Origin of the sequence: uncultured Shewanella sp. (genome assembly GCF_947495455.1) — a bacterium.
Taxonomy (GTDB): domain Bacteria; phylum Pseudomonadota; class Gammaproteobacteria; order Enterobacterales; family Shewanellaceae; genus Shewanella.
In genome coordinates this window covers 13,330-33,973 of sequence record NZ_CANLZC010000063.1, presented here as the reverse complement: position 1 = coordinate 33,973, position 20,644 = coordinate 13,330, and the positions used below count along the sequence as shown (strand labels likewise).

16 protein-coding genes are annotated in these 20,644 nt (G+C 39.9%); 9 read left to right on the top strand and 7 right to left on the bottom strand.

Translation table 11 applies throughout. The features are described from left to right. Positions 1-33 precede the first annotated feature (33 nt). Together Q0791_RS15795 and Q0791_RS15790 are read right to left on the bottom strand one after the other, a co-directional pair. Positions 34-597, bottom strand: coding sequence for a M12 family metallo-peptidase (locus Q0791_RS15795; protein WP_299008373.1), 564 nt, complete (start codon positions 595-597; stop codon positions 34-36). Positions 598-725: 128 nt separating this feature from the next. Further along, on the bottom strand, positions 726-1,463 hold the full coding sequence (locus tag Q0791_RS15790) for a hypothetical protein (protein ID WP_299008371.1): 738 nt from the start codon (positions 1,461-1,463) through the stop codon (positions 726-728). Between the two features lie 944 nt (positions 1,464-2,407). On the opposite strand from Q0791_RS15790, the gene Q0791_RS15785 reads away from it, so the two are divergent. From Q0791_RS15785 to Q0791_RS15745, 9 genes are all read left to right on the top strand, one after another. Continuing rightward, entirely contained in the window at positions 2,408-2,572 is a 165-nt protein-coding gene (locus Q0791_RS15785; RefSeq protein WP_299008369.1) for a hypothetical protein, read from the top strand. A 102-nt stretch (positions 2,573-2,674) separates the two neighbouring features. Next, positions 2,675-3,979: a glycoside hydrolase family 3 N-terminal domain-containing protein gene (locus tag Q0791_RS15780; RefSeq protein WP_299008366.1), complete on the top strand. Its 1,305-nt coding sequence runs from the start codon at positions 2,675-2,677 to the stop codon at positions 3,977-3,979. Positions 3,980-4,195: 216 nt separating this feature from the next. Beyond that, positions 4,196-4,612 carry a hypothetical protein gene (locus Q0791_RS15775; RefSeq protein ID WP_299008364.1) on the top strand — a complete coding sequence of 139 codons (417 nt, stop codon included), beginning with the start codon at positions 4,196-4,198 and terminating at the stop codon, positions 4,610-4,612. Positions 4,613-4,652: 40 nt separating this feature from the next. Continuing rightward, complete coding sequence (locus Q0791_RS15770; RefSeq protein ID WP_299008362.1) at positions 4,653-6,995, top strand: glycoside hydrolase family 3 N-terminal domain-containing protein; 2,343 nt, start codon at positions 4,653-4,655, stop codon at positions 6,993-6,995. 159 nt (positions 6,996-7,154) lie between these two features. Continuing rightward, the gene (locus Q0791_RS15765; RefSeq protein ID WP_299008360.1) at positions 7,155-7,643 is read left to right on the top strand and encodes a cupin domain-containing protein; all 489 of its coding nucleotides are present in this window, start codon (positions 7,155-7,157) and stop codon (positions 7,641-7,643) included. A gap of 102 nt (positions 7,644-7,745) precedes the next feature. Beyond that, complete coding sequence (locus Q0791_RS15760) at positions 7,746-8,870, top strand: LamG-like jellyroll fold domain-containing protein (RefSeq protein ID WP_299008358.1); 1,125 nt, start codon at positions 7,746-7,748, stop codon at positions 8,868-8,870. A 561-nt stretch (positions 8,871-9,431) separates the two neighbouring features. After that, complete coding sequence (locus Q0791_RS15755) at positions 9,432-10,169, top strand: hypothetical protein (RefSeq protein WP_299008355.1); 738 nt, start codon at positions 9,432-9,434, stop codon at positions 10,167-10,169. A gap of 136 nt (positions 10,170-10,305) precedes the next feature. Then, positions 10,306-12,153, top strand: a complete 1,848-nt coding sequence (locus Q0791_RS15750) for a hypothetical protein (RefSeq protein WP_299008353.1) — start codon at positions 10,306-10,308, stop codon at positions 12,151-12,153. A 135-nt stretch (positions 12,154-12,288) separates the two neighbouring features. Continuing rightward, positions 12,289-13,779, top strand: a complete 1,491-nt coding sequence (locus Q0791_RS15745) for a hypothetical protein (protein WP_299008351.1) — start codon at positions 12,289-12,291, stop codon at positions 13,777-13,779. Between the two features lie 197 nt (positions 13,780-13,976). Here the strand turns inward: Q0791_RS15745 and Q0791_RS15740 are convergent, their stop codons facing one another. The 5 genes from Q0791_RS15740 to Q0791_RS15720 form a co-directional block, all read right to left on the bottom strand. Next, a complete protein-coding gene (locus Q0791_RS15740; RefSeq protein ID WP_299008348.1) occupies positions 13,977-15,104 on the bottom strand; it encodes an NAD-dependent epimerase/dehydratase family protein in 1,128 nt (375 codons plus the stop codon). Further along, entirely contained in the window at positions 15,101-16,864 is a 1,764-nt protein-coding gene (gene oleC, locus Q0791_RS15735; RefSeq protein WP_299008345.1) for an olefin beta-lactone synthetase, read from the bottom strand. Before oleC ends, Q0791_RS15740 begins: the two co-directional genes overlap by 4 nt. A gap of 46 nt (positions 16,865-16,910) precedes the next feature. Then, complete coding sequence (locus Q0791_RS15730; RefSeq protein ID WP_299008342.1) at positions 16,911-17,816, bottom strand: alpha/beta fold hydrolase; 906 nt, start codon at positions 17,814-17,816, stop codon at positions 16,911-16,913. Positions 17,817-17,918: 102 nt separating this feature from the next. Next, a complete protein-coding gene (locus Q0791_RS15725; RefSeq protein ID WP_299008339.1) occupies positions 17,919-18,968 on the bottom strand; it encodes a 3-oxoacyl-ACP synthase III in 1,050 nt (349 codons plus the stop codon). 251 nt (positions 18,969-19,219) lie between these two features. Beyond that, positions 19,220-20,494 (bottom strand): methyltransferase, encoded by a 1,275-nt coding sequence (locus Q0791_RS15720; RefSeq protein WP_299008334.1) that lies wholly within the window; start codon positions 20,492-20,494, stop codon positions 19,220-19,222. Positions 20,495-20,644: the final 150 nt, after the last annotated feature.

Sequence of the window (20,644 nt, the reverse complement as noted above, 5' to 3'; positions counted from 1 at the left end):
GTTATGTGCTGTATAACTTGGCTCACTTCACAATCAGTATTCATTGTTTATGAGCCAGAAAAGTGGGGATCCCTCAGGACCCATGCTATGCCCAAGCTCATGGATAAATGTCATGGTTGTATTACCACAATTTGTCCCGGTAACATTGAAAGCATAACTGTCATACTTATTATAATCAAAAGGAAAAATCTTCATACCATATATGTCCCCCGCGATACCGCAGGTTACAAAGTCATCGTCTTCTGGAGCATAAGATCCAAATACGACAACAAGATCTTCTTTGTATTCATCCCTCCAATTTTGAATTATTGGATCTCGGTAAACACTTTTCAGACTTGCAGTTGAAGCAATGATATTTTCTTCTAATTCATAAGGCGTCGCCGATAATTGTAATTCAATAGCTAAACCACTATCTGCATAATATTGATTTGCCGTAGCAATCATATTTGAAATTTCTGCTTGAATATCGAAACTTCTGCTCGCTGCATCAGGCGTATAATAGGCACCAATAACAACATCTGTTGCCAATGCTGATGCCGACAATAATGCCGAAATTGAAAGACCTAATAATGCTCTTTTTTTGATAACATTTATCATAACATTCTCCGTTAGTTTATTTTTATAATGTTTTTATAGATTTTGTTTTTATTAATAGACTTTTACCGACTTACTTATTTACTGCTTTACTTCACACAAATTAGATTGAGTTAAATAATTTATTTTCATTATTTAATATTTAACCTTTCCTTATTAGTAGCATTAGTCATAGGTTGCAATATCGCTTGATGTTCATGAGAATTTAAACTATTAGAATTATTATTTTCGATGGAGTCCATAATAACACCACGACTTAAATCATTAGTTTCTGCCATCCATGCATATTGACTATTACCTTGCATGACATATATTCCATCTGGCGTCGATATGTTGGCATAAATAGAACTTTTACTTACCGTAAATACTGAGCTATATATCATATCTTGCTCAGGAAGGAGTGCTTTAATGGTTTTATTACCAAATTGATCGTCGTAAAAATCATTAATTTCAATATCATAAAAAATACCTAACTCAGGTATATCTAATCGGAAAGTATCCCCTGTCTTTAATGCCAATAGTGCTTTAGCATTGATATTTAAATACACTTCTCCTTCAAGGTTTTCTCGTAATTTACCCGATGCTTTTAATGCAACTTCAGCTTCTTGTGACGAAGTAAACATGAGTCCATCGACATAGTCACCTTCTTTAACTGCTGTTTTATCTTGATTATTTACTACACTCAAACCTTGTTGTTCTATTGATAATACAGGTACAACATTTGACTTTGATATAACCTCTTTAACCGAGACGCTATTCACTTTATAGGCAAAGGTTTCTCCTTTAAAATGGCTAATATTTAAATCATATAAGTAAAAACTAAGAAAGCAGATAATCACACTCCCTATAATAAGTATCTTTTTCCTCACAAACCTCTCCTATTAAAACTCATTATCATTATTTTCAATAAAATAAAAACAAAAGCAAGATAAACAGCACTGCTTTATTAAAAAACAATTATTAGCTTTCACAAACATCAATTTAAAAACAAATCAATACGTAAGGTTAATAACTAGCAATACGTAAAATGAATAACCAGCGAGCATTTAATCGTTTATTAAACATCGAAAGCAATATCGTTCATAACTTTATTATTACTTTATTATTAATAGTCAAAAAAACACTGATAAAATATAAGATATGTTTACATTAAACTTATTCACCTCCACTTAATCACTTATTCAAATTTATCCTTATGTTATGTCAATGTAAATCGATAATGATAGGACAATACTTTCTTGTATAATTGACTAAAAAAAAGAGGTAAGCACTTAAAATTTAAAAATGATACTCATTTAAAATGGGAATTCACAACAATTCTGGTTTATTACACTAGATACAAACGACACACTAGCGACCCTTTTTAGTTTTCGCTTTCATCAATAAACCTTATAGTAAAAAACTAACCTAATGAAAGCAATGTAAAAAAAAGTAAACAACTGTAAGTGATATATAATTAATATATGTTATTCTAATAATGCATTAACGTATTGAGTTATATCACAAACAAAGATAAAAACAGCGTAAAAAACCAAGAATCAATAAGATTTCAGCTTATCACACCAATCACAGTGTAACCCTGAAACATTACACCAATACAAAAAAATTGAATTTTTTATTAAATTTTTATTCATGTTATCGGTTTTACTGTGTTCAGCCAAAATAATTCATCAAAAAAACAGCTAGCTGCTAGGCTCTATGATGTCACTTAACGAAAAAAATCGATTCATTCATTGAAAATCCATTTTGACTATACAAATAAAAAGAGAACGGATCTGCAGTCATATTCAATAAAACACTCAGAGAGAAGAAAATGAAGTTTAAGTTCATTGCAATCACCTCTATCATTGTTGCCTTTATTACCCTTTTGGCCTCTTGCAATGGCGATGATGATAGCTCACACAATAACACATTCAATGGCAATTATTCTTATTATCGAACACTAACCGCCCCCATCGTTGCTTCGATGACACCGTAACAAAAACTTGGCCAAATGACATTGCCTAAATACTCTTTTCTTATATCAAGCGATGAAACTTATTTAGATTATTCCATAATTAGTGAATATTCCATAGGAGCCATGTTAGTTGCTGCAGGTGAAGTGCCCGCTGGAAATACCCTTGATGCTCTCATGTTAGATCCCGATGCTTACTTAACCGCGACCAAAGAGAATTGGGCGCCTCTGTTCACAGGTACCAATAATAACGCTCCCTCTATCACATTAAACGATGGGCAAACCGTGACGATCCCTTTATTAACAGGAATCGATGCAGTTCATGGATTTCATGAAGTCTTAGGGAATGTGATATTTCCCCATAATATAGGCCTATCAATGATCAATGACACCAATCTACTTACCCAAATAGGTAAGATCACCGCCAATGACTTATTACAATTAGGCTTTAATTGGACTTACGCTCCGACAGTCGCCATCAAGCATAATCCTAATTGGGGGAGAACATTTGAAACACAGGGCAGCATTCCTGAAAAGGTACGTATCAATATCGAGGCTATGATCAATGGATTACAACAATTCAACCAGGGCATGATCCCAGAAACTGGCGTATTGGCAACGGTGAAGCATTTTATTGGTGATGGGGCGACACAATTTGGTATCGATCAAGGCAGTGTGGTTGTTGAAGATCAAGACCGTTTTGTGAGTGTCAATGCTGCTGGATATAAGGGCGCAATCCAAGCCAATGTGGGATCGGTGATGGTCTCCTATAGTGGAATAAATAATGAGTATATGTCTACCGAAACCGATTTAAAAACACAATTACTCCATGGAGAACTCACAGGGATCCCCTTCACTGGATTTGTCGTCAGTGATTATGGCGCCGTCGATAATATCGTCGAAAGAGGCTTACCGACAGCTGACTATACTTTACCCTACAAAGAAGCCTTAGCTGACACCATCAACAGCGGCATCGATATGATTATGCTAACCAACTCAGGAAGCATTTATGATTCAATTGACAGTTTTCTAGAAGTCTTTGAAGAAACGGTCACCGAGGGCTCCATCTCTGAAAGCCGCGTCGATGAAGCCGTTAATAATATTCTCGCCGTCAAATATGCTATGGGGCTAATTAGTGTTGATGATGACGGAAATTGGAGTCACAAGTTTAAATTATTAAATGACGAACAATATACACAAGATGAAAAAATTGCTGTCGCGGTTTCTGCCGTTGAGAAATCTTTAGTCCTGCTTAAAAATGATGATGCTCTCTTGCCCATAGACCCATCCAAAATTGAATACATAGTCTTTGCAGGCGATACTGAAATCGATCAGCTTATTGATGGCGACGGGACAACAAGAAAAACAAATATATATCAAAGTTACCATAATATCGGTCGCCAATCCGGTGCTTGGTTGATTTCTTGGTAAGGAATAGAAGGAATAGAAGGCAACCTCTTTTGGGAAAACCGTACTTATAAAGCCTCATCTGGCGCAACAAGTATTCAAGAAGGCATAGCCGCTAATTTCCCCAACGCCACTCTACTCTCTCCGATTTATGGTGACTCCAGTGTCGTATCCTCTGATACTATTGCCAGCATTCAAAATGATTTTATTGGTACACTCACTGAAAACGACTTAAATAATATGACCGCCGATAATACCTTGATTTTAGGAGTCATAGGCAAATCCCCCTTTGCAGAATTTATGGGAGATGTCAGTACCCCATACTGCACTGAAAATACTGCCGATAGTGATGGTTATATCGAAGGCTGTCTTTATTCATTAATAATCACCCCCTATGTTCCTGATCCTCAACTGACCACATTAGCCATTGACTATGGTGATTTTGACAAAACACTGATTGACACAATACAAAACCAAGACAGTAATATTCCACTGATCACTGTATTACTCTCAGGACGCGATTTAATTATTGATGCCACCGATACTTCGCCTTTACCCATCAGTGATGCATTTATTGCCGCCTGGCTTCCAGGGCCAACTGGCGGCACCGCAATCGCTAATTCTCATTTATCGAAAATTAGCAATTTTTTAAAATAAAACCTAGCCGCACACAGTAAAATTAACTTAAGGAAAAGTGATGCCCTACACACGATTATTCTTGATTCTAACATTCTTCATTTTTATCACCTCTTGCAACAATGATGACAATACACAAGAGCAAGGTTACAGCTATTACCGGACTTTAACCGCGCCTATTGTCGAATCGATGACGTTAAAACAAAAACTGGGACAAATGACATTACCCTCCTATAGTTTTTTGATTAATAACGGGACGTTAGACTACAGCTTAATTCAAGAATATGCTTTAGGTGCCATCATAGTCGCGGGAAGCGAAACCCCTGATGGTGAAGGCTCTGTGAGCTCAGGAAAAAATGAAGCGTCTGCGTATTTAACGGCCACGAAAGACAATTGGAATGCTATCACAACAGGTACCAATACTTATGGTGCAAACATTCGCTTAGCCGACGGACAACAACTGACCATTCCACTGTTAATCGGTCTCGATGCGGTACATGGCGTACATGAAATATTAGGTAATGTGATCTTTCCCCATAATATTGGTTTGTCCATGACCTATGACAATGCCCTGTTAACCCATATTGGTAAAGTCGTCGCCAATGACATGCTACTCAATGGCTTCAACTGGACATTTTCCCCCACAGTCGCCATTAGCCACAATCCCAATTGGGGGCGCACCTATGAGACATTAGGCAGTGTACCCGATCACGTGCGAATAAATAGTGAAGCCTTAGTTAATGGCTTTCAGCAAATTCACCAAGGTATGATCCCTGAAACGGGAGTACTGGCAACAGTGAAACATTTTATTGGCGATGGAGCCACACAAGATGGAATCGATCAAGGTAATAACTTAGTGCTTGATGAAGAGCGCTTCATAGATGTCAATGCACAAGGCTATATTGGCGCGATTAATGCTGATGTTGGATCCCTTATGGTGTCATATAGCGCTGTCAACTCCATCCCCATGACAATTGAAGAAGAATTAAAAGCTCGGTTATTGCAAGGGAATTTAATCGGCGCCCCTTTTACAGGCTTTGTCGTCAGTGACTATGGTGCGGTTAATAATATTGCTGAAAGAGGCTTGCCCACATCATCACTTGTACTGCCTTTTGATGAAACCTTAGCCGATGCCGTCAATTCTGGTATCGATATGATCATGATCACCTATTGGAGTGATGATTTTACTGGAATAGATGGATTTTTATCCGTATTTGAAGACGCCGTTAACGAAGGCTTAATTAGCGAGGAACGTATCAATGAAGCGGTAAACAGTATTTTAGCCGTAAAATACGCCATGGGCCTCATTAGTGTGAATGATGATGGCAAGTGGAGCCACAAAGTTAAAACGCTCACAGAAGATAACTATACTCAAGATGAAAAAATCGCAATGGCACTGAGCGCTGCTGAAAAGTCCTTAGTATTACTTAAAAATGACAATAATTTACTGCCAATCGATAGCGGTGACATTGAATATATTGTCTTTGCTGGTGATGATGACTTTGATGAGAATACAGATAGCGGCACGAGCATTTTAAATATTTATCAGAACTACCATAATATTGGCGCACAATCTGGCGGTTGGAGCATGGCTTGGCAGGGCACAGAAGGCAATACCTTATGGGAAGATGAGAGTGACAAAGCCTCATCGGGTGCTGTGACTATTTATGAAGGACTCCGCGCCGCTTTTCCTGATGCGACTCTCCTAATGCCAACTTACAACTTATCTGGCAGTACTGATAATGTCAGGCAAACAGAAATCGATGACGCCCAAAGTGCCTTTTTAACCCAATTAGATACCAATGCCAATAATATGAATGCTGACAACACATTAATTATCTGGGCATTAGCGGAGCGCCCATCGGCAGAGTATATGGGTGGAGTGAGCAATCCCTATTGCGAAGAGGGCTTAGATAATACTCAAGGGTGTTTGTATGCCAGCTTACTTAATCCCTATGTACCTGATACCCAAGCCACCAGCTTAGACATGAGCTTTCTTGACTTAAGCTTTGATACCCAAGTCATTGAACAAGTACAAGGCTATGATGACGGTATTCCACTTCTGACTGTCTTAATATCGGGGCGCCCACGTATTATTGATGATACAGATACAGCCCCTTTACCTATGAGTGATGCCTTTATCGCCGCCTGGCTGCCTGGCCCTACTGGTGGAACAGCCATCGCTAATGCCATTACGGGCGATTACTTATTTTGTGGCGGAGTGAGTGAAGATGGCACTTATTGTAATGACAATAGTGCCAATACCTTATCCATTAATTGGGTGGCCACCGATGACTCACTCGACAATTATCCGATTTATACTCAAGGGAGTGGATTAGTCACCTTTGACGATCCTTTGTATGAAATTGGCTACGGTTTACCCACTTTTACTCTGAGTGAATAAGTCATTCCATCGACATTCAAATAAATTTCGCATGTTCAAGATTTATTGGACATGCAAATATTAAAATAACCCACTATGTTTATTATCAATCAAACGTCTTTGTTTTCATCTTAATTGAATGTAATAAATAGATAGCAAGAACAGACGAGGAAGCATGAAATGAAACCACTATTCATACTGAGTTTACTCCTTTATTCTTTTACATTATTTGCCAATGAACAAAAAATGAATACAAAAACAATAGATCCAAATGCGCAACTCATCATTTATCGACACAGCGCAACATCACCTGCCAAAGACATCAGTTGGCCCCTTGATCTTGATATTGGCAAGATCGATATCATCACCAAAGATATTAAACCAGGCAATAACATGCCAGCCCATTATCATCAAAATTTCATCGTCATTGCCACCGTTCTACAAGGAGATGTCGCTATCCAGTATGGTGAAAATTACCATAAAAAGTTAATCGTTACTGCGGGGGATAGTTTTTCAATTCCAGCCAATTTATGCCATATCAATGGTAATGCTTCAAACAAAAAGTCAGCCAAAGTTCGTATAACCTATCTGATAGAAAAAAACAAGGAAATGACAACAATCAAATGCCCACAAGGCTCTAAAGTCGGCAACGTCATGATAAATAATTGATCGCTAACTTATCTCGCTTTTCAATAATACTTGACGTTACTCCCCCTAGCTCTAATACTTACTGCTTCGAAATATAAAGTGCATTACTGAAAGGAATCAGACATGCAACAAGCGTTATCACAGGGACAAGTCATCGATGAAGATATTATCGATGGCGTCAAAATTAATGACTTATACATATGTTTTAAAAAAGAAAGGATCTTTAGTAACAATAACGAAATTGTATTATCGCACTTATCTTTTCGATTACTGAAAACACTGCTTTTACATTCCCCTCACCCATTATCTTGCCAAGAATTACTGTCTCTTGTCTGGCAAGACGTGATCACAGGTGAAGAAAATGTCAAGCAAAGGATCAGTTTGCTGCGTAAGTCTTTTACCCAACATCAAGTCAGGATTTCAATTCAAAATCAACGCGGCAGAGGCTATTTCATCAGTGATCCCTTAACTTGGATCTCAAACACCGCTAGATCCCAAAAAAATTCACGATTATCCCTTCATCGATATGCCTTTTTCGGTTTTATTGGGATCGGCAGTTTACTGAGTCTCGCTTTTATCTCTACTCACGATACCAGCCAAGTCTCACTCAATATGAGTATCGATAACAGTGTAAGACTGGCTAAAAAACAAATGGATTTGGCTTTTTGTCTTGATGGACTCGATGACTACATCGAAATTGAAGATCAAGATAGACTCGATGTACAAGAAGGGGATTTTGCTATCGATACTTGGATCCGCACACAAGCCATGGGGCAAAGAGTCATTGTCGATAAACGCTTTGAGGATCAAGAAAAAGACGTCAAGGGCTATGTACTCTATATCGATGAGGGGCTCCTTTCTTTTCAACTGGCCACAGGTAATGGCACTTGGTATTGTTTGCAACCTAATTCCTCTTGTAGCCTTTATCATTCAAACGGCTTTGTCGCCGATGGCAAGTGGCACCATATTGCCGTATCCATAGATCGAGATAACGCTCAAGGCATGCATTTTTATCTAGATGGAAAGCTGATTGCCATCACAGATCCAACAGACAGAATGGCATCACTGGCTAATGATAAACCACTGAGAATAGGCAGTCGCTCTTCTTATACAACAGGATTGTTTAAAGGCGCCATCGGCGCAATTAACCTCTATCACAGACAATTAAGTCAACATGAAGTCACTAGCCTCTTTCAGCAAGGTAATCCTAGACGCTGTTACAGTATTGCCACCAAAGGTGGGGTATAGCTCAATATCATCCACAATCTCCATTCAATTCGCCACGCTATCGCCATATCATCCCTCCCTCACAACTCGAGCTCCACCCGAGTATATTCTCCTTCATTAATATCGACATAAAAAAACCATTAAAAGTATGACTATTTTGTGACTAAATATTAAATATATATAATTTAATCAATCCATTAAAAAAGTAACTGCACTTTTACCTTATTTTTATTTTGTTTTACTGTTAATACGACGTCTTTTCTACCAACCTCATATTCCAACACGACTTAAGGCACATAAAGAGTTATGCCACATCCAGATAGTGATAAGTAATAAGACACAAGATAACTCACTTCAATTTCACTGATTGAAAGAATATCTATTTACGACTCAATTTTCATTTTATTTTAAGGATTGAAATAATGAATGTTCAAACACAAGTCTTCACCCCCCTGCTTAGTTTAACCCCTATTGTCTTTCCCCTATCTGGATTGCACTTGCAATTAATTAATATCTGACACTCATTATTCCAAGTTCAGGTTAATTAAATTTTTATTCTTTAGCTAATCCAGGAGGTTTGAAATGAAAAAAGTGGTAACGGGTCTTTTTTGTGGTTTTACTCTGCTTGTGATGATTGTTGTCACCTTTTATAACAACGACAAAGCAAAAAAGCCAAATCTCATTGGTGAGAATGACGTCAAGCAGCAAATTTCATCAAGTCACCATAATGATAATACTGAGTTGAAACAAAAAGAGTGGCAGCAAAGATCAACTGACATGTACACTGAAAATGTGCAGTTGAAGAGCAATAATAACAAAGAAGCATTAACAGAAAAAAGCCTGCCAGAAATCATCAGCAAACTATCTGGTCTTGATAGTGAAATAGGAAGAGTATTTCTAGCACTTGATGATGTAAAAGCGATAAAAACCTTAGATCATAAAGGCTTAAAGGCACTCAATGAAAGACTTAGCCAATTTTATATCGATCACGACATTATCGAAATGATCAACAATGGTGACATTCACGGGGATGATCGACAGGCCGTTTCCATCTTGTTTGCCTATACCGCCAAACTCAGAGAATCCATATCAGAAGAAAATATCGCCCTCTTAACCTCTCAAGTCAATCAATTAAAAAAAGAAATTAACAGCGGTGACTTTCCCAAACCTCAGCCATTGTCCTTAGAGCAACGACAACTCATAGAACAACAAGTGACAGAGAATTACCAAAAACGCGTGCTGGAACGAGAGGCCAAAAGAAAACAAGAAGATGAACAATTGGCTGAAGAGGAAATCGCATTTTTAAGTAGTAAATCATAGTAATAAATAATAGTGATAAATAATAGTCGTCAATAATTTTTGTACTTAGGTTCAACAACCCTTTGTGCAGAAAAAGTGTGGTTGGCAAATATGCCGCCAAATATTTTTTAACATGTTTTTATAAAGGAATATATACATGAGTTTTAATGTCAAAAAATGGCTACTAGCCAGTATTATCTCAGTAGCAGGAGGACAGGCATTCGCAACGCCTGTTATCAGCCCTGATTATATTAGTGATGTGAACGTGCCAAGTAGCCATCTTGATAGCACTCGATGGTTTCATGGTGCCAGCAGTACTGACATTTATGTGGCGCCGCCTGAGAAGGGTCAAGTGTCACTCACAAACTACGCCCCCCAAAATCAAAGTTATTGTACCGATCTGGCTGTTGTCAGAGCCAGTGAGCAAAATGCAAACACTACGCTTGTTTTATTATCCGAGCAGTTGCTTGCAACGATTGTCGATTATGGCATCTATGAATTTGAACTCGATGACAGCGGCCGCCCTGTCATTGAGAATAATTTACCCGTCTTTCGTCTTGATGACAATGGCCAGAAAATTCCAACGGCTTTTAAAGTGGAAATGGACATCGCAGGAGCACAAGTGGCGAATACTGAACTTCTTATGGATGCTGCTGAAACTGAAATGAAAAACGCAGAAGATGATAAGCGTGATGCAGAATATGCCATGGATGATGCGAAAGATGATTTTTATGACTGCCGAGAAGATGCAGAATTTGAAGGAGAAGATTGGCGTGACTATTGTGAAATTGAGTATGAAGAATACCAAGACGCAAAAGATGAGTATACTCTAGCAAAAAACCTCTTACGAGATGCTCAAGACATTTTTTACGATGCAGAATATGAGTATGAAAAGGCTGATGGCATTTTAGATGATTTTGAAGATGAGTTAGCTGAAAATGCCAGTAGGATTAACAATATGAGGATGTTAGTGTCTCAAGAAAAAGCCTTTCTTGCTGGCATGTATAAAGAAATCGCTGGCATTTATGGTGGTCAGCTTAATATGGAATACCAAACACTTTGGGGGGATGATATCGCAGCTTTTGCAGCGCTTAACCCCGGAAAAAATATTCGCCGTGTCGACGTCTATAATCCAGTCATTTCAATTGGTGTGCCGCCAGAAATTTTGGTCAATAACCCAGGTCTTGCAATCGCCCCCGGCCTTGCCTGGACTTATTTAAATATCGGCGGTATTGGTGCTAGCTTTGATTTTGAAAATATGCCTGATGGTTCAGGTGAAGCACTCGAAGATAATATTCTAAATGGGTGGTCAGATAATTTTACTGGACAGGTAGGACTATTGTTAAGCTCCTCTTGCACTATGATCGAAGGAACGGATGGCTTATCTCAAGCTGAAAAGTTCGCCGTCTACTCCAATAACTTTAGTGAGTATTTAGCTCCCTCAATTGCCTATTCATTTGATGTCAGAGCCAATGTCTCTTATGAGGCGACTTTTAACCGCAGTGAGTTTTTAAAAGTGGTTAAAAAAGTCACTCAGTCTCGTGGTTTCTTTAGCAGTAGCAGCAAGAATGAAGTCACAGAAGAATTTGCTGATAGCCAAGCCTTTGAGATGACATTTACCGCCGATGCGAATAATGACAAGCTCAGCGATGATGACAAAGAAGCGCTAACAGAGGTTGTTCGTGCTCGATTGCTTAAAGATGTGCTTGATGCAGTGGGCCGCCGAGGTATGGTAGAAGATCCTAATTTAGACTTTGTTCCCGTTCCTGAATCTTATACCAATCAGCTTTCCAATAGGCTCAATCGCACTTGCCTATTCGGCTGGGGATATCAGTGCTGGGGTGGATGGTTTTTCTATGGTATCGGTTCCATTTGGGGAGGCAGCTCTAGCGCGATGACATCCTATGAGCAAAGCCATGACTATGAATCGAGTGAAAGCGTCACTGATTATTTCTTTATTAACTATGACTACGCCATCAACTTTCCTCCCGAGCGAAGTGAATAGTCATTAAATGAATGAAATGGGAGCTGGGTACACGAGCTCCCTTAACATTATCATTTTAAATCCTTACATTAGGGCGAGTGATTATACCTCAATGGCTTAAGCATTGAGCCCTTAACATAACTTGGTGGTTTTAATATGGAAATTAAAACAAAAGAATTCCCCCTTAAACGATACCTCTCCCAGCTTTTGCTTGGAATGCTAGGGGTCTTGGGCGCGAGTAACGCTGATAGTACGTCAATCGCTACAGCACCCAATGTTCCTTACGCAGGCTATGAACTGATTAGCCGTACAGTGTTAAGCGATGAAAGATCCTGTGAAACCATAACGCAGACAAAACTGGACTTAGATTATTCAAGCATGATCGATGACATATACCGTCAGCAACGTGAACAAAAACAGCTGAGTTTTGACCAAAGCACAGCCCAATTACAATTAACAACAAGTCAGCTAGAAACATTTACTCACGATAGACTTGAACAAACACAAGCACTTTTATTAGCTTACCAGCACCTTGAGCAATTACAAGAAGCAACAGCCCTGGCAAAACAGCTTTATCGTGAATGTACTCTAGATGACTGTAGTGCTGAATATGAACACTATAAAAACCTTAGAGAAAGAGAAAGAGAATATGAGCAAGACACTGTTAACCCATTAGAGACGCTTATCGCTGATCTTGACAGGAATATTGAGCAGCTAGAAGGTGAGATTGAGAAGCTAGAAGATGATATTGATGAGCTGGCGCAGTTTTTAGCCCAAGCTGATGCGGCTGCAGCGGATCTTAGTGAAAAACAGGCATTATATGCCGCCACGTTTGAGTCAAGGGGGGAGTTGACTCAACTTAAAGCCTATGGCGATATCCAAGCATTTGATTTTGTAAGCTCAGCCAGATTATTATTGCATCGAGGCCAAGCCTACGATTCAGTAAACGGTGTCCCCATTGGTATATTAACTAGCATTGAAACACTAGCAACACCTTTAATAGGTAATATCATGCCAACAGGCGCCTTTGAATGGCCTTTAACAAACGACACCCAGAATATAGCCACAGCGCTACACGCGCTGCTTAATGAAAGCGTTACAACTGATCTTTATGTTGATGAACACTATACTTGCGCTATTTCTCGTGAAGGCGATACTGAGGCTTTTATTCCAACCTTTTCACTGATGCTCAATGTGGTAGAAGATAAAAGCTTACTCAATGAATACCGTATAAGCGTTGATCCACAACTTGCTGTTGATGAACTTGCCACTTTAATAAAGGGAGTGGCTTATCTTCCAACCAGCAGTTTGGCAAGATTTTCTTTTTCAGAATCGGCATTTTTGGTTGAATCAGTGACGGTATTGGATGAAGCAGAGGCCGACTTAATGCCTGAGTTATTAGCGCGTGATTTTCTTCATGCCTTACTTGAGCGATTCGCTGTTCCTGCACCCGATATGGAAAGTGCGCAATGCACTTCACAAATAACAAGTTCAGGATGTCAATTAGCGGGTTGGTGGTTCAATGGCCTCAATGCAAAAGATTTACCCAATGTGGCTATTTCACCTTATACCATTGAACTCAGTGACACCATCAAATTAAGTGAGCGTATTTTTCTTTCTATGGCTAAGAATGCTGCGCTTCCATGATTTGTGCCGCAGATGAAATGCGAGTAAATGGTGAGTGGATGGCCTCGAAATAAGGATGCTTCAATTTGTATTGATTAGGGCGCCTGTTAGCGATTTTTTAGCCATCGTTACTGGGGTTGTTGAATATTAGTGGTTAGATTACGCCCATGCTGCTAACCACAATAAGTAAACAGCCCACTTTCATTTAGCATTTATTTTTAGGTATACTCAATCGATTCATGTTTATTTAACCATTGGGTTAAACGTTTCATCCCTTCATCAATGCTAATTAAGGCTTCATACCCTAAATCTTGTTTGGCTGCACTGATGTCAAAATAATGATGAGTCGATAATTGACATGCCACAAAGCGGGTCATAATAGGCTCATTTTGTTTATTCAATAAACCATAAAGCATTTCTAAAGCCCCACCGACGAGATAAGCAAGAGAAGCAGGCACTCTTTTCGTCACCTCAGGTAATCCTTTACACCTTAAAATACGGTTCAGCATATCGCTCATAGTGATAGGTTCATCATTACTGATAAAATAAGCTTTACCAGCCACTTGAGCATCGGCTGCTTGATTTTTAAAACTCGGTGAAACCAACGCGATCGCCGCTAATATATGGGCGTAAGCCGCATTAGCAATATACAAGGTATCGACTTTCTTATCTTGCATACCCACCAATTTTAACTTGCGCCGCTGTGCTCTTTCAATCACTCGTGGAACCAAATGCGGATCCTTTGGCCCCCATATTAGATGCGGCCTTAATGCCACTGTGGATAGCACACTATGATTGGCTAAAGCACTGCCATTGGCGGCAAGCATTTTTTGCTCAGCAATCGCTTTAGATTCACCATAATGATTTAAAAATTGACTCGCATAAGGGGCCGTTTCATCAATATTGACTTCATCTGCCCCCGAAAAGGTAACACTCGGCGTACTGGTGTACACAAGCGTTGAAATAGTAGACTCACGACAAGCGGCAATAACATTCTCAGCACCCAGTACATTTGCATTAAAGTAACTTTCTCGGCTACCCCACACTCCCGCTTTAGATGCCACATGAAAGACTAAATCACAATCTTGCATGGCCGATTTCAGCGCAACTTTATCAATGATATCCCCTTGGATCATAGTCACGCCAAGTGCTTCCAGTTCTGGGTAACAGCCTCTTGCAAAACCGATGACTGAAATACCAACAGCGATCAAACGTTCACAAATCGCCCGTCCCAAGAAGCCACCCGCGCCTGTGACAAACACTCGCTTCACTTTTGACTTAAGCTGAATTAACGCTTCTTGCTCTTTATGATGTAATTCTTTAAAAAGAGTAACTTGTATTGTCATTGACCACTAACCGCCATTTCTTTCTGAGCCCAAACAGCCAATTTCTCTCTAAAAATTTTAGCATTATGTCGAATATCAACGGGGAACCCTTTATGAAATAAAAAATGGACAATTCCCAAAGTGACTTGATATTCACCGGCCAATACCGTGAGCTCTGCAATCACGGTTTTTTGGGCTTCTTTTGTTAAAGCAGTCTCACTCTCAATACAAATTAACGGTGTCGTCTTGCCATCAAGTGTGACACCAACCAAGGCTGAACGTTTCACACGAGCATGAGTGTTAAAAATGCGCTCACAGGGGATCGAATAATAGTTTTTTATCTTGTCCTGTGTTTGAACAACCACTCTATGTGCTTTTCGGCCGCACATCCACAGCTTTCCAGCATCATCCAAATAACCTAAATCCCCCATTCTATGACGTATTGCATTACCATCAACAATTTTGGCTAACTGATCCGCCTGCTCTCGTCGATAGTATGATTGACTGACCATAGGACCTTTAACGACGATTTCTCCTACCTCATAAGGCGGTAAACACAGATGATTTTGCCATTGTTTAATGGGATGTTCAGTAATATCAATCACATTAATGTCAACACCGCCAATGGCTTCGCCCACACAGATCCCACCACCATTGTCAGTCACATCACGCGTATTGAGGAGATCATGATGACTAATTTGACTCAAAGGAAGCGATTCTGTCGCACCATATGAGGTTAAAATTTTGGCATCTTTAGACAAGAGTTGCCCAAATCGCACCACAGAGCTGATCGTCGCCGGCGCACCAGCAGAAATCACTCTTTTGATACTGCTTATACTGTTAAGCCCCTTCGTTTTTTGCACTTGAACTTGTGCTAATCCCGCTTTACCTAAACGCTCGATTAATGCGGGATTAATAAACATATTGCTGCATTGATAGCGGGCTATCGCCGCAAAAATGAGTGCTGGATCGGCAGTAATAGGTTTACTGGCATCCATATCAGGCACAATAGAGGCCATTCCCAATGCAGGACCAAATAATGAAAACAATGGAAAAGTGGCTAAATCTCGCTCTCCCACCTGAATGTCATAATCTTCCTTTAAAGCACGAATTTGTGCTTCAAACATACCATGAGAATAAACCACCCCTTTTGGTGTACCTGTACTGCCACTGGTGAATAAAATCGCCACCATCTCATCTTCATCGAATCTCGCCATGCTAAAACGACCCGACTTAGGTGTCCGCTTAACCAGCTGCTCTAGCTGTACGCCTCCCCATGGGCTAAAGCGTCCAATATGCGCTCCACCCACTGTAATAAAATGTTTGATGCTTTTCTTACCCCATCCAAGCAAACGTCTTGCTAAATGCGCTTTGGGGATCCCAATAAAAATATCGGGCTCGGCTTCATCAAAGCATTGTTTAAGATTGTTAACTCCCATGCCAGGATCCACAAAAATAGGAATGATCCCCACTTTAAACAAGGCAAAAGTTAAAACAAAAAAATCAATGCTAGGCGTCACCATTAATACGGCTTTCATGCCAGGCTTTAAGCCATACCCTAATAAAGAAAAAGCCATATGATCGCTTTTGAAATTCAACTCAGAGAAGGTCATTTCATCATAAGTTAATGATTGTAAGCTACGAATATGTCGCTGTTTCTTTTGCACTGCCACCGCCAATAATGACGGTTTTTCTTTTGCCGCACGCACCAAATGACGGCATAAGTTCATCCGTGTCTGCTTGTGCATACTCGCAGCCTCATCGACGCTATTCAATGACATGGCTTTTCCCTTTGGATCAAGATTTGAACTTTTTTTGGGTTTAACATTAAGCGGCAGTCACTGTATCTGTTTTAAGGGGATTAGCAGACATAAAAGCATCAATATGATTGACCACTTCTTCAGTCGCATCTTCAAGAATATAGTGACCACAATCAGCAAATTCATGAACTTGTGCTTGAGGGAAACGTGTACGCCACTCGGCCAAAAAATGTTTATCAAACACAAAATCTTTCAACCCCCAGCAAATAATCATAGGGATATCATTAAATTGCGATAAACTCTCACTGATCTCAGAGACTAGCTCATAATTACGATCCCCTTTTGCTAAGGGAATGTCTTGTACAAAACGCAATGTTGAAATGCGATTTGCCCAAGAATTAAACGGCGCCACATAGGCTTTACGAATAGCCGGCGCCATAGGCTTTCTTTTCACTCCGATATAAGAAGCAATAGAAGAGAAAGCATTAAAACCTCTTACCAATACAGAGCCTAATAATGTATTACGGCAAATCCATAACGCCCACGGAAAAGCTTTCTGTTGAGGTAAATGAAAAGCACCTGTGTTAAGCACAACTAAACGTTTGATCCTATCTGGATAACGCGCGGCATAACCCATGCCAATCATGCCTCCCCAATCGTGAACGACTAAAGTAATATCTTGCTTAACCCCTAAACTATCCAATAAAGCCTCAAGATCATCAATACGACTTTTCAAGGTATAATCATAATCAACATCATTGGGTTTATCCGATAAACCACAGCCAATATGATCAGGCACAATACACTGATACTCACCACTTAATTTAGTAATCAAATCACGATAATAAAATGACCAACTGGGATTGCCATGAACCATCACAACAGGTTCACCAACGCCTTCATTCACAAAATGTAGCTGATGACCATTTCTATTCAAAAAATGACGTTTAAACGGATGCAAATTCTCTAACATGTGTGTCCTATTGTACAAATACTCACTATGGAAAAAGGCAAATACCCATAAGGGTATAGAGCAAAACTCATCATGCGCAGGGTCATATGATTTGTTGTCACACTACCATTTTAGCCCTAACATCATACAATTCAATCCACTTCCTATTCCTAGAAAGCTCACCTTATCACCTTTATTTAAAAAGCCTTTATCGTGGGCCATTGCCGCACTGACGGGCAAAGAGACAGTGCCCATATTGCCTAAAGTTTGATAAGTAGGGAATTCTTTTTCTTGTGAAATATTCAGAGCCTTGAGCACTTGCTTTCGATTTGACTCGCCCACTTGATGACAAATCACTTTATCGATTTGATCAACACACCAGTTTCGCTGAGCTAAAAAATGAACCCATGTTTGACGGGCAAGTGCGACGCCTTCTTTTAGCAGACTCACGCCATTTGTTCGCATAAATTCACGGTAAAGTTGTGGACCCGCTTCTTCTAATCCCCATTGACACAAATCATGATGTTCCGGCGCCGACAAATGACTGGCCCCTAATAACTGATGACTGCGTTGATTAATTAATGGCAAGCTACCATCGGTCAATAATACGGCAACAGCACCGGATCCCCCCGTTAAGGTTGCAAGTGACTGAGCATAATTTTGCATTGACGGCTGGGCTAACATTTTATCAATGGTGATATCCACAATATGGCGGGCAGATTCACAAGACACAACAAGGCCCGCTTTTATTTGTCCAAGTTCAATACGATTAGCAATATCGAGTATGCCAGATAAGACACCTAAACACGCATTACTAATATCATAAATTGCCGTATTCTTAGACATACCTAGCTCTGCAGCAATGCGACAAGCCGTTGCAGGCTCATGCTGATCGCGGCACACTCCCGTATACACAAGCGCACCAATATCAGCGACTTCGACTCCCGTTTCTATAAGGGTTTTATGGGCTGCTGCTAAGGCACCATCAGATAGCCGATGCCCTTTTGGCCACCAACGACGCTCGCGTATTCCAGTCAATGCAGCTAATTGCCCCATAGGGATCCTAAACTTCTGGTATAAAGGGGCTAACCTTGACTCTAATTCGGCAGTAGAAACCACTTCCGGAGCCAATTCATAGGCCAGACTATTGATAAAAACACGGGAATATTTCATGAAGTCTTATTATTCACTCACCAGTATCGACTCGATATCGAGTCAATACTTTAATTATTTACTGATAACCGCTCATTTGACCAAGAAAGCAGGGAAGTTTCAATAAAAACCGCAAATAAAACACAGTAAAAATGCTCATCGAGACTGGCATCAAGAAAAAAGAGTTAAAAAGTCGTTAAATTATTATACGCTTTCCATACTTTTAAACTAAGACAAAAGAGAGAGAAAAAGGCAAAACCATCTCCGTGATATCACTGCCTTGATGCCATAATAAAGGCATTACGCGGCGTCATACTGACATCGCAAAAACGAGATAAATGGACTTGATAACCGGCTTCTTGCAAAAAGCACACCCTGTCCAACAATAACCAACGCTCTAATAAACCGCGAAATAAATGCGCCACCAAATCAATGCGTCTGGTTAACCTTTGACGCTCATACCCCTGATGCAACAAGGCTTCAAAATTAACCTTATCGGGTAAGATGAGCCCTTTTTGGATTGCAGCCCAGCGACAAAACTCACTAAAACTTCCATTCAATTGACTTTGCTTAATACTCGGTACAGGCAGATAATCCTGGCTCCCTCTTATTTGTTTTTGTAGCGTATCAAAACCCAATCGCCAAGCAATTTCCTTTAAACGATACTCATTTTGTTTTTCACTGGCAATAACACTGTGCTGCAAAGGCAATTGCAGATCATGACGGCTAAGTTGTAAATCGCTCATTTGAGCGAGTTTCGACAGGGGGTGATAGAGGTTTTCTTTGATCAAATGATAACAACAAGGCGACAATGCAATGGCTTGTGTGTTCCGCTCCGTTGCTGATTTTAATAAGCTTATATGCAGATCGCCACAAGCATGCAAAGCAACGGCAAGCTGCTTTTCTTTGATATACTCCCTCCCCTCAGAAAAAGCGTCAGCACAAATAAACGCTTGTGGCAGCGCCCATTTTTGAGCAAAAGTGTTTCCTGCTTGACACAAATTATTCTGCCGCTCAAGGCTTAATACGCGAACGCCTTTCGCTTTAGCCATTAAACGTCCTAAGTGCCCTTTTCCTGCACACCACTCAAGAACGGGTAATTGGCGATAAGATAAAGCGCCAAAAACAGATTGAGAAAAAGCCTTAATTTGTTGCCACTTTCGCCCTTTAATATGCGCACTAAAATGGGCTTCATCACTGGAAGGTAAAAGGGGAATATCAGATTGAATAGCAGACTCAAGAGGAATAAGCATATGGCTTAATAAAGACAAATCCCATGATAAATCAGATTGCTGGCAATCTTCTTGCAGCGCAGGTAATAAAGCTAATAACAAGTCCTTTGGTGACTTATCAAGGGCTTCTAACTGAGCATCTTCCAATTGCCACACCCGTTTTGCCAGTGCAGGAAACTCCTTGTCCCAAGGCAAAGTGTCACATTGAAATGCCATGACTTGCCACAAGACTCGGCTTTGGTAAAGCAAGGTATCAATACTGGCCCATTGCGCTTTATAACTCTGGTTTTTTATCTTCGTTGCTGTGTTACCCACCCCAGCGCTCCTCAATGGCATTCTCAATGGCGGGATTATAAAACACATTCTAGAGCAATAAATAGCAACTTTATCAGCTCATACTTTTAGGTGATAAAAAAACAGCCGAAAGCATAATAGACAAGTATTTCACCCCTCTCTAATATGAAC

Bases quoted from the DNA above. Each gene is read 5' to 3' on its own strand.
- Q0791_RS15795 (WP_299008373.1), bottom strand. From the start codon at position 597: ATGATAAATGTTATCAAAAAAAGAGCATTATTAGGTCTTTCAATTTCG.
- Q0791_RS15785 (WP_299008369.1), top strand. From the start codon at position 2,408: ATGAAGTTTAAGTTCATTGCAATCACCTCTATCATTGTTGCCTTTATT.
- Q0791_RS15780 (WP_299008366.1), top strand. From the start codon at position 2,675: ATGTTAGTTGCTGCAGGTGAAGTGCCCGCTGGAAATACCCTTGATGCT.
- Q0791_RS15775 (WP_299008364.1), top strand. From the start codon at position 4,196: ATGACCGCCGATAATACCTTGATTTTAGGAGTCATAGGCAAATCCCCC.
- Q0791_RS15770 (WP_299008362.1), top strand. From the start codon at position 4,653: ATGCCCTACACACGATTATTCTTGATTCTAACATTCTTCATTTTTATC.
- Q0791_RS15765 (WP_299008360.1), top strand. From the start codon at position 7,155: ATGAAACCACTATTCATACTGAGTTTACTCCTTTATTCTTTTACATTA.
- Q0791_RS15760 (WP_299008358.1), top strand. From the start codon at position 7,746: ATGCAACAAGCGTTATCACAGGGACAAGTCATCGATGAAGATATTATC.
- Q0791_RS15755 (WP_299008355.1), top strand. From the start codon at position 9,432: ATGAAAAAAGTGGTAACGGGTCTTTTTTGTGGTTTTACTCTGCTTGTG.
- Q0791_RS15750 (WP_299008353.1), top strand. From the start codon at position 10,306: ATGAGTTTTAATGTCAAAAAATGGCTACTAGCCAGTATTATCTCAGTA.
- Q0791_RS15745 (WP_299008351.1), top strand. From the start codon at position 12,289: ATGGAAATTAAAACAAAAGAATTCCCCCTTAAACGATACCTCTCCCAG.
- Q0791_RS15740 (WP_299008348.1), bottom strand. From the start codon at position 15,104: ATGACAATACAAGTTACTCTTTTTAAAGAATTACATCATAAAGAGCAA.
- oleC (WP_299008345.1), bottom strand. From the start codon at position 16,864: ATGTCATTGAATAGCGTCGATGAGGCTGCGAGTATGCACAAGCAGACA.
- Q0791_RS15730 (WP_299008342.1), bottom strand. From the start codon at position 17,816: ATGTTAGAGAATTTGCATCCGTTTAAACGTCATTTTTTGAATAGAAAT.
- Q0791_RS15725 (WP_299008339.1), bottom strand. From the start codon at position 18,968: ATGAAATATTCCCGTGTTTTTATCAATAGTCTGGCCTATGAATTGGCT.